Origin of the sequence: Lentzea rhizosphaerae (genome assembly GCF_042649515.1) — a bacterium.
Taxonomy (GTDB): domain Bacteria; phylum Actinomycetota; class Actinomycetes; order Mycobacteriales; family Pseudonocardiaceae; genus Lentzea; species Lentzea aerocolonigenes.
The window spans coordinates 17,312-32,207 of the sequence record NZ_JBHRZI010000004.1; the positions used below are offsets into that span (position 1 = coordinate 17,312).

Sequence of the window (14,896 nt, forward strand, 5' to 3'; positions counted from 1 at the left end):
CGAGTGGGCCGGGGACGGGAAGCGCGCATGAACATCGGAGAGATCGCCAAACGGGCCGGGGTGTCCCGCAGCACCGTGTCGTACGCCCTCAGCGGCAAACGGCCGGTGTCCACCGCGACCGCCCAGCGCATCAACGACGTCATCACCGAGCTCGGCTACCGCCCCAACGCCAGCGCCCGCGCACTGGCCGAGGGCCGCACCCGCACGTTCGGCCTGGCGATACCGCCCGCGAGCACCAGGCTCACCGACGTCCAGCTGGCGTTCGTCGCGAGCGTGGTCGAGTCCGCCGCCTCCCACGACTACGACGTGCTGCTGTCCCCGAGCGGCGGCGACCACGACAGGTCGTTCGAACGAATCGTCGCCGGCCGCCGCGTCGACGGCCTGATCCTGATGGAGATCCTCCTGCAGGACCCCAGAGTCGACCGCCTGACCAGCGCGGGCCTGCCGTTCGTGACGATCGGCCACGTGGAGGACCCGGCGGCCTCCTGGTGGGTCGACGTCGACTACGGCGGCCTGATCACCCGCTGCGTCCGCCACCTGGCCGACCTCGGCCACACCGACGTGGTGCTGATCAACCGTTCCGCCGAACTGGTGGCCGCGGGCTACGGCCCGGCGTTGCGCGCGACGACGGCGTTCACCGACACGGCCGCGGCCTGCGGCATCAACGGCTACACCGTGTGCTGCGCCGACGAACCCGCCGCGGGCGTGGCGTGCGTCGAGGAGATCAGGGCCCGCTGGCCCTCGGTCACCGCGGCGGTGACGATCAACGAGGCCGCACTGCCCGGCGTGCAGCGAGGCCTGCACCGCGCGGGCCTCGACGTGCCACGGGACTTCTCGCTGACCGGTGTGATCGCCGACCGCCTCGCCGAGGACTTCCACCCACCGCTGACGGCCGCGGACGTGCCGGCCGGTGACATGGCCAGGATGGCGGTGGACCTGCTGCTGGAGCAGATCGACGGTGGGACGGCGCCGCGGAACAGCATGCTGGCGCCGCCGATCACGTTGCGGTCGAGCACGGGGGCGCGCCGCAGGGGGTGAGCCCGGCGGCGCCGCCGGGCTGGGGTTGTGCCGGTGTCGGGCTCAGGTCGCGAACCAGCACTCACCTCGGTCACGCCTTCGCGTTGAAGGTCCATCGCCCGTGCGGCACCGACTTCACCGGCTCGCCGGGAAGGTGCACCTGAGCGGTGGATCCCACCGGTACGTCGAGGGTGAGCCGCAGCCGGCCGTCGACCTTCGCCCACGCCACGGCGATGCGTCCACGCACGCTCTCGAACTCGAGCCGCGCCCACGACAGCCCCGTGGTGGCGTTGGGCCTCACGGTGAACGTGCGGTAGCCCGCATCCCCCGGCACCAGACCCGCGACGTGCTCGTACAGCCACTGGGCGACCGTGCCCTTGAAGTAGTGGTTGCGCGAGCGGGTGCCGGTGTCCCACATCTCCCACATCGTGTCGGCGCCGTTCGCGAACCAGTGTCCCCAGCTCGGATACGACCGCTCGGCGGCCATCGCGTGTGCCGTGTCGGCGTGTCCGTTGTCGCTCAACGCCTTCAGCAGCACGCTCGCGCCCAGGCAGCCGACGTTCACGTGGTTGCCGTTCGCCTTCACCTCCGCGGCGAGCCTGTCCGCCACGGCCTGGGCGGAACCGGCGGGCACCATGCCGAACGCCAGCGGGATCGCGTTCGACGTCTGCCGGTAGTCCGGGTCCTTGGCCGTGCGGTAGTAGCCGCTCGGATCGAGGAACGCCTTGTTGAACGCCGCCAGCAACGCACCCGCAACCTCGCGATAGCGCGGAACCGGCTTGCCGATCACGTCACCCAGCTCGGCCGTGTGCAGCAGGGCGCGGTAGAGGTAGGCCGTGGCGGTGAGCCTGGTGTCCTCGGGTGGCAGGCCGCCGGTGCCCGGCGCCAGGAAGTCGCCGAGCGCGGTGACCGCCAGACCGTCGCGCAGCCGCCCGATCTCCCAGTCCAGGTACCGGGTGAGCACCGGCCAGTGTTGCGCGGGGAGGCGGTCGTCGCCGTAGATCCGGTACATCTCGCGCAGCACGAACGGGTAGACGGTCGTCCACTCGGGCGCGGGGGCGAGTTCGCGGTAGCCCCAGCCGCCGCTGGGCACGATCACCGGCAGCTGGCCGGCTGCGTCCTGGCTGTCGGCGAGGTCGCCGAGCCACTTGGTGAAGAACTTCGCCATCCCGAACTCGGCGAGCATCGACGGCGCGCCGACCTGCGCGTCGCCCGTCCAGCCGTTCTTCTCGTAGGTCGGGGTGTCGGTGGGGATGCCGTGCAGGTTGTTCAGGACGGTTCGGCGCATCGCCGTGTCGTACTGCTCGAACAGGGGCTCGGAGCAGCGGAACGTGCTCACCTGCGGCACGTCCGAGTGCACCACTCGGCCGATGAGCTTCGGCGCTGTGGTCAGGCCGGTGACCTCGACGTACCGGAAGCCCTTGTACGAGAACTTCGGCTCCCACGTCTCCTCACGGCCGGCGCTGACGTATTCGTCGAGCTGGATGCGGTTGCCGGTGACGTGGCCGTTGTCCATGTGCACGGTGCCGTCGGAGTTCAGCGTCTCGCCGTGCTTGAGCCGGACCACGGTGCCCGCCGGCGCGTTCACCGTCAGCTGCGTCCAGCCCGCCATCGTGCGGCCCATGTCGGCCACGAACACGCCGGGTTTGGGCGAGGTGACGGTCGGCGTCACCGACTCGACCACGCGGATCGGTTCGTGCTCCTGGGCTTTCAGCGTGCCCTTCGGCGCGGGCCTGACCGGTGCGGCCCGCCACTTCGAGTCGTCGAAACCCGGCTTCGTCCAGTCGCGCGGGGCGAGCCGGGCGTCGTAGGTCTCACCGGTGTAGAGCGAGTTCGACAGCGTGGGACCGTCGGTCAGGCGCCACGAGTCGTCGGAGGTGATGGTCGTGCGGGTGCCGTCCGGGTGGTCGATCTCCAGCTGTGCCAGCAGTTTCGGCTCGTCGTGCCACGGCGGGCGCTCCCAGTGCCACACGTTCGGCGTCTTCATGCCGTAGAAACCGCGGCCCAGCGTCACGCCGATCGCGTTGCGGCCGGGGCGAACCAGCGCCGTGACGTCGTGCGTCGCGTACAGGACGGTGTTGTCGTAGTCGGTGAAGCCGGGGTCGAGGACGCGGTCACCGACGCGGCGGCCGTTGATCTCGGTCTCGTGGTAGGCCAGTCCGCTGACGTAGAGCCGCGCGCGGCTGACCGGCTTGCTGAACCGGAACTCCTTGCGCAGCAAGGGTGCCGGCTGCTCTCCGACGGAGACCTGCGAACCCCACGGCCCCTGCCCGTACGGGTCGAGCACGGTCGCGGCGGCCCATCCGGAGTCGTCGAAACCCGGTGTCTGCCAGCCCGGCTGCTCGGTCTCGGCGACCTTCCACCCCGGCCCGGTGACGAGTTGGCGCCGACCGCCGGGAAGATCGACGACGAGCTTGAGCAGGAGCCCGGCCGGTCCGGGTGACCGGTTCGTCGCCCGCACCGCCAGCACGATCCGCCTGCTCACCAGGCGCGTGACGTCAGCGCGTTGGCCGACCTTCCAGACGTCGACCTGCTCGGGGACGTGCAGCGCCTCGGATCCGTTGACGTACAAGGTGAAATCGTCGTCCGCGGTCGCGACCAGCTGGGCGCGCACCGCGTCCGCCGGCAGGTCGAGCGCGGTGCGGAACCAGCGACTCTCCGGCGGTGTCGAGGCCGACCAGATCCACGACGCGCCGTCGAAGCCGATCGACGTGTCCGGTGCGCCGACCCAGCGCGCCTGCCACGGCGTGCCGAGCAGAGCGGTTTCCCACCAGTGGTTCGTGCTCCACGCCGAAACGCGGTTCGAGCCGTCCCACACCCGGACCCGCCAGTGGTAACGCGTGCGCGGTCGCAACGCCGGGCCGGCGTACGCGATACCGTTGGTGCGATCGCTGTTCACCCGCCCGGACCGCCAGACGTCCGACCGTCCGGGCGCGGTGCCGACCTCGATCTGGTACGCCGTCTGCCGGGCGCCCGTGCCACCCGCCGCGAGCACCCAGCCCAGCCGCGGCGCCGTGACGTCGGTCCCCAGCAACGTCTCCGCGTACTCCACGGTCGTGTGCTCGACCCTCAACCCGCTCGCCCGTTCCCCCGAAGCCTGCGCCACCCCGACCGGCACCGCCGTCGCCGACAGCCCGACTGCCGATGTCTTCAGGAACAACCGTCGCCGCACGTCGTCTCCACCTTCGTCGCTGGATGAAACGTTTCAATTCCTGAGGCGACAGCCAGCGTGTTGCGCGCAGCAACATGCGTCAAGACGTTCAGTGGAAGCCTGTCCACAACCGGACATCAGGTTGAAACGCTTCAATCAACGCGTGTGCGTCGGATCCGTGAAGATGATGTGCTGGTCCGGCCGAGCGTCGTTCAAAGCCCACAGCGCGATCCCGTTGGTCGCGAGCACGACCGCGGTCGCCAGCGACGCGACGATCAACCGGCGGCGGCGTTCCTTGCGACGCCACCGCGACTGCACCTCGCGGTACGCGCCGGGCGACGTGGTCACCTCCGAGGCGACCAGGCGGAGGGCTTCTTCCAGCCGTTGTTCGCTGCTAGTCATCCTGCCCCTCCAGCACCTTGCCCAGTTTCGCCATGCCGCGCGCGGTGTGCGCCTTGACCGCGCCCGCGCTGATGCCCATCGCCTCCGCGATCTCCGCCTCCTTCAGCCCCAGCCAGTACCGCAGCACCAACGCCTCGCGCTGTCGCTCCGGCAACGAGCGCAACGCCTCCACCAACGCGCGCTGGTCGTCGCGCACCATGGCCTGGGACTCGGCGGACGCCACGTCCTCCCGCACCCACTCGACGTGCTTGCGCACGACCTGCAGGTGCCGCACGCGCATCCGGACCCGGTTCACGATGACCGCACGCAAATAGGGTAGCGCCGCCTGCTCCGAGCGCAGCCTCTTCCAGCCCCGGTGCAGCTCGCAGAACGCGTCCGCCACCACGTCCTCGGCGTCGGACTCGGCGCCGAGCAGGGTCGCGAGCCGCACGAGCTCCAGGTGGTGCCGGTGGAACAGGCCGGCCAGCGCCGCCTCCCGGTCGGCGTCACGGGCGGCGAGCGCCTCGACGGTGTCCGGCAGGTCCTCGTTCACCGGCGCCACACCGCGCTCACCGCGAAAGCGACCACCAGGTTCACTGCCAACGCGATCACCGCCGCGTAGACCTGGAACCCGCCGAGGACCACGACGGCCGAGAACCCGCCGGAGGTCACCAGCAGCGTGCCCGTCAGCATCCCCACGGCCCAGCCCGCCAGCATTCCCGCCGGCGACAGGCGACGCGTCAGAGCGCCGAGCACCACCGCGGGGAACGTCTGCAGCACCCACACGCCGCCCAGCAGCTGCAGGTTGATCGTGTCCTGCGCGGCGAGCAGCAGCACGAACCCCAGCGCACCGAACTTCACCAGCAACGACACGAACCGTGCGATCGACGTCTGCTGCTTGGGGGTCGTGTTCGGGTTCACGTACTCCACGTAGACGTTGCGGGTGAACAACATCGCCGCGGCCACCGACATGATCGACGCGGGCACGAGCGCTCCGATCGCCAACGCGCCGAACACCGCACCCGCGGCCCAGCCCGGCATGAGCTGGGTGATCATGGTCGGCACCGCCAGCTCGGCCCTGCCCTGCGCGACGACCACCCCCAGCGCGTGCGCGGCCACCCCGAGCAACGCGAACAGGCCGAGCAACGCCGTCCACCCCAGCAGCGCCACGGAGTTGCGGCGCAGCACCTGCTCGCCCCGCGCCGCGAACGCCGCCGTCAGCACGTGCGGGTACATCAGCAACGCCAGCGCCGAGCCGACCGCGAGCGTCACGTACGCCGTCGACAGCCCCGGATCGAGGTGGGTGGTGACCACGCCGCCGTCCACGCCCGCCGACACGAGGTCCGGCGGACCGGTCGAACGCCGCTCGGCCTCGGCGAACAGCCGGTCGGGCGGTCCCAGCAGCACCATGATCACGACGATGGCGGCGAACACCAGCACGCCCTTGAGGAACCCGATCACCGCCGCCGCGCGCAGCCCGTTGCGGTAGGTGGCGACCGCCAGCACGGCGAACACCACGCCGAGGATCACGTCACCGGTCATGCCCGCCGGATAGACGCCGAGCACGGTCAGCACCGTGCGGATACCGAGCAGCTGCAGGGCCACGTACGGCATGGTCACGAGAATCCCCGTCAACGCGACGGCGAGCGCGAGGCCGGGCGAGTCGTACCGCACCCGCACCACGTCGGCGATCGTGACCGCGCCGACGTCGCGGGCCTCGCGCCACAGTTTCGGCAGCAACCAGAACGCCAGCGGGTACACGATGACCGTGTACGGCAGCGCGAAGAACCCGATCGCACCTTCGGCGTAGACCACGCCGGGCACGGCGACGAACGTGTAGGCCGTGTAGATCGTGCCGCCCATCAGGAACCACGTCGTGACGGTGCCGAACCGGCGCCCGGCCACCGCCCAGTCCGTGGGCGTCGGCAGCACGTCGGCGCGGTAGAACCAGCGGGCGGCGACCGCCACGGCCGAGGTCAGCACGAGGACGGCCGCGAACGTCAGCAGCGCGGGCACGTCGACTCCGGTCACGACTCGTCCTCCTCGTCGGGCACCGGCGCAACATACGCGAGAAAAAATTCCGCGTCTGTGTAAACCGAACGCGTCACCCGCGCAACTCATGGGAAACACGCTCGAGGAGGTGCGAAGGTGCGGCTGCGAAGTTCGAGGCCTGCCACGGTCGTCCTGCTGGTGCTGCCCTGCCTCACGGCCATGGCGGTGCCCCTGTACGCACGGGCCGAACCCCGCCTGGCCGGCGTTCCCTTCTTCTACTGGTACCAGTTCGGATGCCTCATCGTCACCGTTCTGTGCCTGTCCGTGGCGTTGTGGCTGCACCGGGAGACTTCGTGACGTTCCTGCTGGACGCGTTGGCACGCAACGCACTCCGTCCGCACGAGGTGGTCGTCGTCGACTGGCACGTGACCGGACTGTGCTGCGCCGACTCCGGTGAGTTCTCCGTGCGCGTGATGAGCCGCGGCAAACTGCACCGCAAACTCCGACCTGTCGACGCGACACCGCACGACGCCGTCTACGCCCATCCCACGGCTTGGGCACATCTGGCCGCGCGGGACGTCACCGTGAGCTGCCGCCGCATCGGCCCGATGCGCTGGTTCACGACCGACCTGCCACCGGACGCGGGCCTGCGCGCCTGCATGGGGCGTCTGCCGCCGGCCTGACCTGACACCACACCGGAAGAACCGACCGCGAGCTCAGTGCGGCCGGCCGGACTCGCACACCCTTTTCAACGCTGACAAGGAGTTCCATGAACAAGACCAGGTTGCGATCCGTCCTGGTGTGGACGGTCGTCGCCGCGATCGGAGCGGTCGCCTGGGCGGTGCTCGCGCTGTCCAGGGGCGAGAACGTGTCCGCGGTCTGGCTCGTCGCCGCGGCACTCGGCTCGTACGCGATCGCCTACCGCTTCTACGCCAAGTTCATCGCCAAGCGGGTGCTGAAGGTCGACGACACCCGCGCCACTCCGGCGGAACGGCTCGACGACGGCGTGGACTTCCAGCCCACCGACCGTCGTGTCCTCTTCGGACACCACTTCGCCGCGATCGCCGGCGCCGGCCCGCTGGTCGGTCCTGTGCTCGCCGCGCAGATGGGGTACCTGCCCGGCACGATCTGGATCATCGTCGGCGTGATCTTCGCCGGTGCGGTGCAGGACATGGTCACGATGTTCTTCTCGATGCGCCGCGACGGCAAGAGCCTCGGTCAGATGGCCCGCGACGAGATCGGGCCGATCGGTGGCGCGGCGGCGCTCGTCGGCGTCTTCGCCATCATGATCATCCTGCTGGCAGTGCTGGCGCTGGTCGTGGTGAACGCGCTGGCGAAGTCGCCGTGGGGCACGTTCTCCATCGCCATGACGATCCCCATCGCGCTGTTCATGGGGTTCTACCTGAGGGTCATCCGGCCCGGCCGGGTCGTCGAGACGAGCGTCATCGGCGTGGTCCTCCTGCTCATCGCCATCGTCGCGGGCGGCTGGGTGCAGACCTCCAGCTGGGCCGGGTTCTTCACGCTCGAACCCAAGACCCTCGTGCTGTGGCTGGTGGGCTACGGGTTCGTGGCGAGCGTCCTTCCCGTGTGGATGCTGCTCGCCCCGCGCGACTACCTGTCGACGTTCATGAAGATCGGCACCATCGTGCTGCTCGCGGTGGGTGTTCTGGTCACCGCGCCCGTTCTCAAGACGGAGGCGTTCACCGAGTTCGCGTTCAGCGGCACCGGACCGGTGTTCGCCGGGTCGCTGTTCCCGTTCGTGTTCATCACGATCGCGTGCGGCGCGCTGTCCGGCTTCCACTCGCTGATCGCCTCGGGCACCACGCCGAAGCTGATCCAGAAGGAGTCCCAGGTCCGCCTGATCGGCTACGGCGCGATGCTCGCGGAGTCGTTCGTCGCGGTGATGGCGCTGATCGCCGCGTGCATGCTGGATCCCGGCATCTACTTCGCGATGAACTCCCCCGCCGGTCTCGTCGGCACGACCGTGCAGTCGGCGTCGGCGGCCGTCACCCAGCTCGGCTTCACCATCACCCCGGCCGAGCTGCAGGCCGCGGCGGCCGCGGTGCAGGAGAGCACGCTCGTCGCCCGCACCGGTGGCGCGCCGACGTTCGCCGTGGGCATGTCCGAGATCTTCTCGGAGTTCCTCGGCGGTGACGCGATGAAGGCGTTCTGGTACCACTTCGCGATCATGTTCGAGGCGTTGTTCATCCTCACCACGGTGGACGCGGGCACCAGGGTCGGCCGGTTCATGCTGCAGGACGGCCTGGGCAACGTGTGGAAGCCGTTCGCGCGGGTGTCGTGGCGGCCGGGACTGTGGATCTGCAGCGCCGCCGTCGTGCTCGCGTGGGGATACTTCCTCTACGCCGGCGTGAGCGATCCGCTGGGCGGGATCAACCAGCTCTTCCCGTTGTTCGGCATCGCGAACCAGCTCCTCGCCGCCATCGCGCTCACCGTCTGCACCACGTTGCTGATCAAGAGCGGCCGGGTGAAGTGGGCGTGGGTCACCGGGGTTCCGCTCGCGTGGGACGTCGCGGTGACGCTGACGGCCAGCTGGCAGAAGGTGTTCAGCTCCGACCCGAAGCTCGGTTTCTTCGCGCAACGGGAGAAGTACGCCGACGCGCTCGCCCAGGGCAAGCTCCTCGCACCGGCCAAGAACACCGACCAGATGGAGGCGATCATCACGAACTCCACTGTGGACGGTGTGCTCGCGGCGGTGTTCGCGTTGCTCGTGATCGTCGTGATCCTCGACGCGATGCGAGTGTGGCGCAAGGCTCTTCTCGGCCCGACACCGCCCACGACCGAAACGCCTTACGTGGCATCGGCTCTGCCCGCACCACCGAAGCTGGCAGACCTCACCTCACGATGAACGGTGTTCGGTGCGCCGGGTCTCCGAGTCCGAGGCCCGGCGCGACGCCGGCAGCTCCACCACGCCGAGCCGGCGGTGGATCGACCTCGCCGCCTCGCGGTGCGCCACCGCCGACTCCTCGTCGCCTTGCAGCTCCGCGATCACGAGGTGGAACAACGCCACGTGCCGCAGGTCCCTGACCCGGTCGGCCAGGCACAGGCCGTCCTGGAACGTCCGCAGCGCCGCCTCGGTCTGGCCGGTCGCCCGCAGCACGGACCCCGCGGTGTACAGCGCCGCGGCGTGCGCGGCGGACAGCGGCAGGCTCGCGTGCACCTCCAACGCCTGCCTCGCGGGCACGAGCGCCTCGGCCGCCTTGTTCTGACACAGCAACGCGTTCGCCAGACGGTCGAGCACGGCGGCCTGCGCACGGAGGTCACCGGTCGCACGGGTGATCTCCAACGCCTCCCGGATCCGTTCGCGGGCGTCGGCGAACCTGCCGGTCACCGCGAGGCAGTAGCCGAGGTTCGCCCTGGCCATGCCCTCGATCTTGCCGCTGGCCAGCCGCACGGCGCGTTCGGACTCGCGCACGGCGTCCTCGAGCTCGCCCAGGTCGGCGAGTGCGGCGCCCTCGCTCACCAGCAGCCGGGCCTCCGCCTCCCGGTCGCCGTGAGCGGCCGCGAGACCCGTGCGGCACACCTTCACCCGGTCGACCAGGTTGCCGTTCTGCGCGTAGAACGCGTCGAGGCACAACGCCAGCTGCCACGTGCGCCGCTGGTCGGAGGCGTCCAGCAAGAGCCGCAGGTTGTGCTCCTCCAGCTCGAACCACTCCATCGCCGACCGGTAGGACGTGAGCTCCGGGAAGCTCACCGGGCGGTGCACCGGCGTCGTCACCGGCTCGGGCTGCTCGGACAGCAGCGCACGGGCGGCGTCCGCCACGTGCAGGTAGTAGTCGAGCAGCCGGTCCACGCTCTCCTGGTTGTCCTCGCCTGCGACGAGCTGCCGGGTGAACAGGCGCACGAGGTCGTGCCGCACGTACCGGTCCGGCGTGGACTCGTGCAGCAGGCTCGCCGACGCGACGGTGCGCAGGTGCGTGCGCGCCGTCCCCGCGTTCACGTCCAGCAGCGCGGCCGCGGCGTAGCTGTCGATGTCGGTGCCGGGGTGCAGGCCGAGGCTGCGGAACGTCCGCGCCGCGCCTTCCGGCAGCTCCCGGTAGCTCACCGCCAGCGCCGACTGCACGCCGCGGCCCTCCTCGGGGAGGGTGAACGCCGCGAGCCTGCTCTGCTCGTCACGCAGCTCGTCGACCAGCGCCTGGATCGTCCACCGCGGACGTGACGCCAGGCGTGCGCTCACTATGCGCAACGCGAGCGGGAGCCCGTCGCACAGGCCGATCAGCTCCGCGATCGCCTCCGGTTCCGGCTCGGTCCGGTGCCTGCCGAGCCCCGCCGCCAGCAGCTCTCCCGCGGTGCGGTCGTCGAGGGTGTCGACGCCGAGCACGACGGCACCCTCGGTCACCACGAGGTCGTCGAGTCCGTGCCTGCTCGTGACGAGGACCAGGCAGCGCGGCGAACCGGGCAGCAGCGGCCGCACCTGCTCCACGGACCGGGCGTTGTCCAGCACGATGAGCATCCGCCGCTGGGCGAGCAGCGACCGGTACTGGGCGGCGAGCGCGTCCAGGCCGCCCGACAGGCGCACGTTCTCCACCCCGAGCGCGCGCAGGAAACCCACGAGCGCGGTCTTCACGTCGAGCGGCTTGCGCTCGGCGAACCCGCGCAGGTCGACGAACAGCTGGCCGTCGGGGAACTTGTCCGCCACGCGGTGCGCCCACCGCAGGGCCAGGGCCGTCTTGCCGACGCCGGGCGGACCGGCGAGCAGGCCGATGCCCGCGTCGGCGAGCAGTCCGTCCAGCACGGACAGCTCGGTGTGGCGGCCGACGAAGCCGCGGTGCTCGTGCGGCAGCTGTGCCGGTGCCTGGACGGACGTCCGTGACGGACGCGGGGACGGGTCGTCGGTCAGCACGGCGTGGTGCGCGGCCCGCAGCTCGGGACCGGGGTCGACGCCGAGTTCGTCGGCCAGCTGCGCGCGGGTGCGTCCGAAGAGGTCCAGCGCCTCCGCCTGCCGTCCGGTGCGGTGCAGCGCGAGCATCAGCCTCGCCACGAGCGGTTCGCGCAACGGATGATCAGCAACCGCGGCCCTCAGGCTCGTCACCGCCTGCCCGGCGCGGCCGAGCTCGACCAGCCGCGCGCCCAGCTCCTCGACGGCGGTGAGCCGCAGCTCCTCGAGCCGCGCCTCGTAGGCTTCGTGCAGCCGCCTGCCCGGCACGTCCGCGAGGAACGGCCCGCGCCACAGCTCCAGCGCCGAGGTCAGCCTCTCCGCCGCCGTCTCGTCGTCGGCCTGCCACGCGCCGGCCACCAGGTCCTCGAACCGGAACACGTCGACCTCGTGCCGTGCGCCCACGAGCGCGTAGCCGGGGGCGCGGGTCACCAGGTCCAAGGTGGAGCCGAGGAGTTTGCGCAGCTGGGCGACGTGGCCCTGCAACGCGGCCTTGGCCTGCGGTGGCGGTGCACCGTCCCACACGAGCGACAGCAGCCGGTCGCCGGAGACGACGCGGTTGAGCTCGAGCGCCAGCGCCGCGAGGACCGCACGCCGCTTCGTGGCGGCGAGCAGCACGGGCTCGTCGCCTGCCGGCACCAGCTCGACCGTCCCGAGGAGGTTGACACGCATCGTGGTGAACTTCCGTCAGCAACATTGGTGGCACGTTGGCCGGGCGTTGGCGGGTGCGCCAATGCTCGGGCCATGTACCTCGTGGACTCGCAGTCGCCGCCGCCTGCCGATGGAAAGGCCGTCGCTCTTAATAACAGCGTCACCTCCGGGCAAGTTACGCTCGACCCTGCGACAGGCGAGGAACTGCGCAAAACCCTCCGCGAGCAGATCGACCAGGTCGACTCCTGGCTCGAGCGCGCGGGCAGGCTCGCACGCCCCGCACCGTTGGGTGCCAATCCTGTCGGTCAGGCGATGACTCACAAGTTCGAACACCGCGCCGACGGCGAAGTTCACTCATTCGTGAGTGTCATGACGGCCTATCGCACCGTTCTGGAACAAACGCACGAGGCGGTCAGCACGGCGATCCGCAATTACGTCCAGGTCGACACGGACGCCACGACCGACATCAGCAAGCACGGCTGAACGAGAGGCTGCCATGCTCCCGGAGAACGACCTGGTGCTGCGCGCCACCCAGAACTGGGCCGCCCGCTCCCACCGCGAGCTGTACGACTCGGTCCACCACTTCAACGATCCGGGCCAGGCGGGCGAGATCGGTTCCGAGTGGGCCCAGTTCGGCGCGGAGCTGACCGAGTCGGCGCAGCTCATCACGAAGCGCGTGGCGGCGAGCGAGTCCGGCTGGACCGGTGCGGCCGCCGAGGGCGCGCGGGCCGCGATCCGCGGGCTCGCGGAGTGGATCACCCTGACCGCGAAGACCGCCGTCGAGGTCGGTGACAGGGTCGCCGCCCAGGGCCGGATCATGGCGACCGCCAGGGCCACCATGCCGGAGCCGTCCAACTTCACCCTCGACGCCGCCGCGCGCGGGCAGGGCGACCCCGGGCTCGCGGGCTTCACCGCGTCGGCGGCCGACATCCAGGCCGCGAGCGAGAAGGCACGCGCGGCGCACGAGCAGGCCGTGACCGTCATGGAGACGATGGAGAAGCAGTCACACGAGATCGACGCCTCCACGCCTGCGTTCACCGCGCCGTACAACCCGGTGACGGGCAAGGCGGAGGAGCCACCGCAGCCGATGATGCTGCGGTCCACGGACGGCCCGTCGCTCAGTGGCGCCTCCGGTGCGCCCGTCGTCGGCACGCAGTCCACTCCGGACTCCAGCGCGCCGCCGTCTCCGAGTGGCGCGCCGCCCGTGGCTCCGGCCGCGACGTACTCGGGTCCTTCCGGGAGTCCCGCCCCGCAGATCCAGCAGCCCTCGTACCAACCGGCCGCGCACCACTCCCCCGCTGACGGCACGGCCGTGGCCGCCGCGTCGGCGCCGAGCTACCAGCCGCAGAGCTACAGCGCTCCGAGTGCGGGCGGGTACTCCGCACCGGCCGAGCAGCGGCCGGTGTCGTACGGGGTGCCGCCGTGGACGCCTCCGCAGAGCGTGCCGCGGACCAGCACGTCCGGTGCCGCGCCGCGCACGTCGACCGGCACGTCCGGCACCGCGCCGCGCACGTCGACCGGCACGCCTGGTGCCGCGCGTCCCGTGCCGAACGCCGATCCGCACTCGGCGGCGCGCCCGACCACCACGGGTCCCACCGGCTCCGGCGGGGCGGGCGGTGGTGCGCGTCCCGGCGTGACCGCGGGGCCTGGCGGCTCTGGTGGGTTCGGTGGCGGAGGTGGTGGCGGTGCGGGCCGAGGTGGCTTCCCCGCAGGTCAGTTCACGTCCGGCGGCCAGTCCGGTGGCGCGCCGATGCAGGCTGGTGGCGCCGCGGGCGTCACCTCGCAGGGCCGCGGTCCCGTGCCCGCCGGAGGGGTCGGGCCCGGTGCCGCGGCGGCGGCCGGCGCGGGCCAGGGAGCGGCCGGCGGACCCATGGGCGGTCCGGCGTCCGGCAAGGGCGAGGAGGACAAGGAGCACCGCGCGGCGTCGTACCTGATGGCCGGTGACCTGTTCGAGGTGCCGGGCGAGAACCTGCCGCCCTCGGTGATCGGCGGCGCCAAGCCGAAGAAGAAGCCGTCACCGGAGCCGTCACCGTGATCGCGCCGGACTTCACGCTGACCCAGGCCGAGCTCGCCGTGCTGTGGCGGCACCACGAGCTCGGCAGACTGCCGTACCCGCTGGACGTGCCGGCTTTCGGTGCGACCGAGTCCGAGCGCAGGAACATCGAGCACGACGTGCGCGACGACCTCGCGAGTCGCGGCCTGCTGTACGACCAGCACCTGGCCGCCCTGCTGCACCTGCTGTCCGAACACGACGTCGCGGTGGACGCGGTCGGCCACTACGACCGCACGGTGCGGGCGCTGGCCGTGTCGACCGGCGAGGAGGCGGCGCTGGTGGTCATCGACGGCGACCAGGTCGGGGTGCTGGAGATCCGGCCCACCGGCCTCGCCAGGTCCGTCGTGGAGGTGCTGCCCGACGGTGACGCCGGGCCGGGCGCGGGGTTGTCGGTGCCGCTCGACGCGTTGCAGACGGCCGTGCAGCTGCACGAGGACGCTCCGGAGTCCGAAGACCTGTGGGGCGACGACGAGCTGGACGAACGCCAGGCGCTCGAGCAGGCGGGTCTGTCCTCTCAGGACGCCACCGTCGTCGCCGAGCTGGCGACGGGGCGGGTCCGCGGTGGCCAGTTCGGCGTCAGCCGCGTCAGCACGCAGCTCACCGCGGACCGCTCCCACGTCGTGATCAACTGGTTCGACACGCTCCAGGGCCGCTACCTGATGGTCAGCGAGAACGGCTGGCTGAGCCTCGCCCCCGCCGACAACGAGCGCATCGCCCACCGCATCGACTCGGTGCTCACGACGGTGTGAGGTGGCGG

12 protein-coding genes are annotated in these 14,896 nt (G+C 71.1%); 7 read left to right on the top strand and 5 right to left on the bottom strand.

Annotated elements, in window-relative coordinates; all coding sequences use genetic code 11:
• The first annotated feature begins 27 nt into the window (after positions 1 to 27).
• Positions 28 to 1,038: a LacI family DNA-binding transcriptional regulator gene (locus ACFOWZ_RS01755; RefSeq protein WP_382367543.1), complete on the top strand. Its 1,011-nt coding sequence runs from the start codon at positions 28 to 30 to the stop codon at positions 1,036 to 1,038.
• 70 nt (positions 1,039 to 1,108) lie between these two features.
• Here the strand turns inward: ACFOWZ_RS01755 and ACFOWZ_RS01760 are convergent, their stop codons facing one another.
• The 4 genes from ACFOWZ_RS01760 to ACFOWZ_RS01775 all read right to left on the bottom strand — a co-directional run bounded on the left by ACFOWZ_RS01760 (position 1,109) and on the right by ACFOWZ_RS01775 (position 6,580).
• Positions 1,109 to 4,189 carry a family 78 glycoside hydrolase catalytic domain gene (locus tag ACFOWZ_RS01760; protein ID WP_382367546.1) on the bottom strand — a complete coding sequence of 1,027 codons (3,081 nt, stop codon included), beginning with the start codon at positions 4,187 to 4,189 and terminating at the stop codon, positions 1,109 to 1,111.
• A 135-nt stretch (positions 4,190 to 4,324) separates the two neighbouring features.
• Positions 4,325 to 4,570, bottom strand: a complete 246-nt coding sequence (locus ACFOWZ_RS01765) for a hypothetical protein (protein WP_035913164.1) — start codon at positions 4,568 to 4,570, stop codon at positions 4,325 to 4,327.
• Complete coding sequence (locus tag ACFOWZ_RS01770) at positions 4,563 to 5,102, bottom strand: RNA polymerase sigma factor (RefSeq protein ID WP_382367549.1); 540 nt, start codon at positions 5,100 to 5,102, stop codon at positions 4,563 to 4,565. The genes ACFOWZ_RS01765 and ACFOWZ_RS01770 overlap by 8 nt, the downstream gene beginning before the upstream one ends.
• Complete coding sequence (locus ACFOWZ_RS01775) at positions 5,099 to 6,580, bottom strand: sodium:solute symporter family protein (RefSeq protein WP_382367552.1); 1,482 nt, start codon at positions 6,578 to 6,580, stop codon at positions 5,099 to 5,101. The genes ACFOWZ_RS01770 and ACFOWZ_RS01775 overlap by 4 nt, the downstream gene beginning before the upstream one ends.
• 117 nt (positions 6,581 to 6,697) lie before the next feature.
• Between ACFOWZ_RS01775 and ACFOWZ_RS01780 the strand changes: the two genes are divergently transcribed.
• From ACFOWZ_RS01780 to ACFOWZ_RS01790, 3 genes are all read left to right on the top strand, one after another.
• Positions 6,698 to 6,898, top strand: coding sequence for a DUF3311 domain-containing protein (locus ACFOWZ_RS01780; RefSeq protein WP_382367555.1), 201 nt, complete (start codon positions 6,698 to 6,700; stop codon positions 6,896 to 6,898).
• Complete coding sequence (locus tag ACFOWZ_RS01785; RefSeq protein ID WP_382367558.1) at positions 6,895 to 7,224, top strand: hypothetical protein; 330 nt, start codon at positions 6,895 to 6,897, stop codon at positions 7,222 to 7,224. The genes ACFOWZ_RS01780 and ACFOWZ_RS01785 overlap by 4 nt, the downstream gene beginning before the upstream one ends.
• Before the next feature lie 86 nt (positions 7,225 to 7,310).
• Positions 7,311 to 9,407: a carbon starvation CstA family protein gene (locus ACFOWZ_RS01790; protein WP_382367561.1), complete on the top strand. Its 2,097-nt coding sequence runs from the start codon at positions 7,311 to 7,313 to the stop codon at positions 9,405 to 9,407.
• Here the strand turns inward: ACFOWZ_RS01790 and ACFOWZ_RS01795 are convergent.
• Positions 9,399 to 12,107: an AfsR/SARP family transcriptional regulator gene (locus ACFOWZ_RS01795; protein WP_382367564.1), complete on the bottom strand. Its 2,709-nt coding sequence runs from the start codon at positions 12,105 to 12,107 to the stop codon at positions 9,399 to 9,401. The two genes, ACFOWZ_RS01790 and ACFOWZ_RS01795, sit on opposite strands and share 9 nt — an antisense overlap.
• A gap of 72 nt (positions 12,108 to 12,179) precedes the next feature.
• Between ACFOWZ_RS01795 and ACFOWZ_RS01800 the strand changes: the two genes are divergently transcribed.
• The 3 genes from ACFOWZ_RS01800 to ACFOWZ_RS01810 are packed head-to-tail and all read left to right on the top strand — an operon-like array spanning position 12,180 to position 14,888.
• Positions 12,180 to 12,569 (top strand): hypothetical protein, encoded by a 390-nt coding sequence (locus ACFOWZ_RS01800; RefSeq protein ID WP_382367567.1) that lies wholly within the window; start codon positions 12,180 to 12,182, stop codon positions 12,567 to 12,569.
• Positions 12,570 to 12,582: 13 nt separating this feature from the next.
• Entirely contained in the window at positions 12,583 to 14,121 is a 1,539-nt protein-coding gene (locus ACFOWZ_RS01805; protein WP_382367570.1) for a hypothetical protein, read from the top strand.
• Positions 14,118 to 14,888, top strand: a complete 771-nt coding sequence (locus tag ACFOWZ_RS01810; protein WP_382367573.1) for an ESX secretion-associated protein EspG — start codon at positions 14,118 to 14,120, stop codon at positions 14,886 to 14,888. The genes ACFOWZ_RS01805 and ACFOWZ_RS01810 overlap by 4 nt, the downstream gene beginning before the upstream one ends.
• Positions 14,889 to 14,896 lie beyond the last annotated feature (8 nt).

Excerpts from the sequence above, each read along its gene's own strand:
- ACFOWZ_RS01755 (WP_382367543.1), top strand. The coding sequence starts at position 28 with ATGAACATCGGAGAGATCGCCAAACGGGCCGGGGTGTCCCGCAGCACC.
- ACFOWZ_RS01765 (WP_035913164.1), bottom strand. The coding sequence starts at position 4,570 with ATGACTAGCAGCGAACAACGGCTGGAAGAAGCCCTCCGCCTGGTCGCC.
- ACFOWZ_RS01790 (WP_382367561.1), top strand. The coding sequence starts at position 7,311 with ATGAACAAGACCAGGTTGCGATCCGTCCTGGTGTGGACGGTCGTCGCC.
- ACFOWZ_RS01795 (WP_382367564.1), bottom strand. The coding sequence starts at position 12,107 with ATGCGTGTCAACCTCCTCGGGACGGTCGAGCTGGTGCCGGCAGGCGAC.
- ACFOWZ_RS01800 (WP_382367567.1), top strand. The coding sequence starts at position 12,180 with ATGTACCTCGTGGACTCGCAGTCGCCGCCGCCTGCCGATGGAAAGGCC.
- ACFOWZ_RS01805 (WP_382367570.1), top strand. The coding sequence starts at position 12,583 with ATGCTCCCGGAGAACGACCTGGTGCTGCGCGCCACCCAGAACTGGGCC.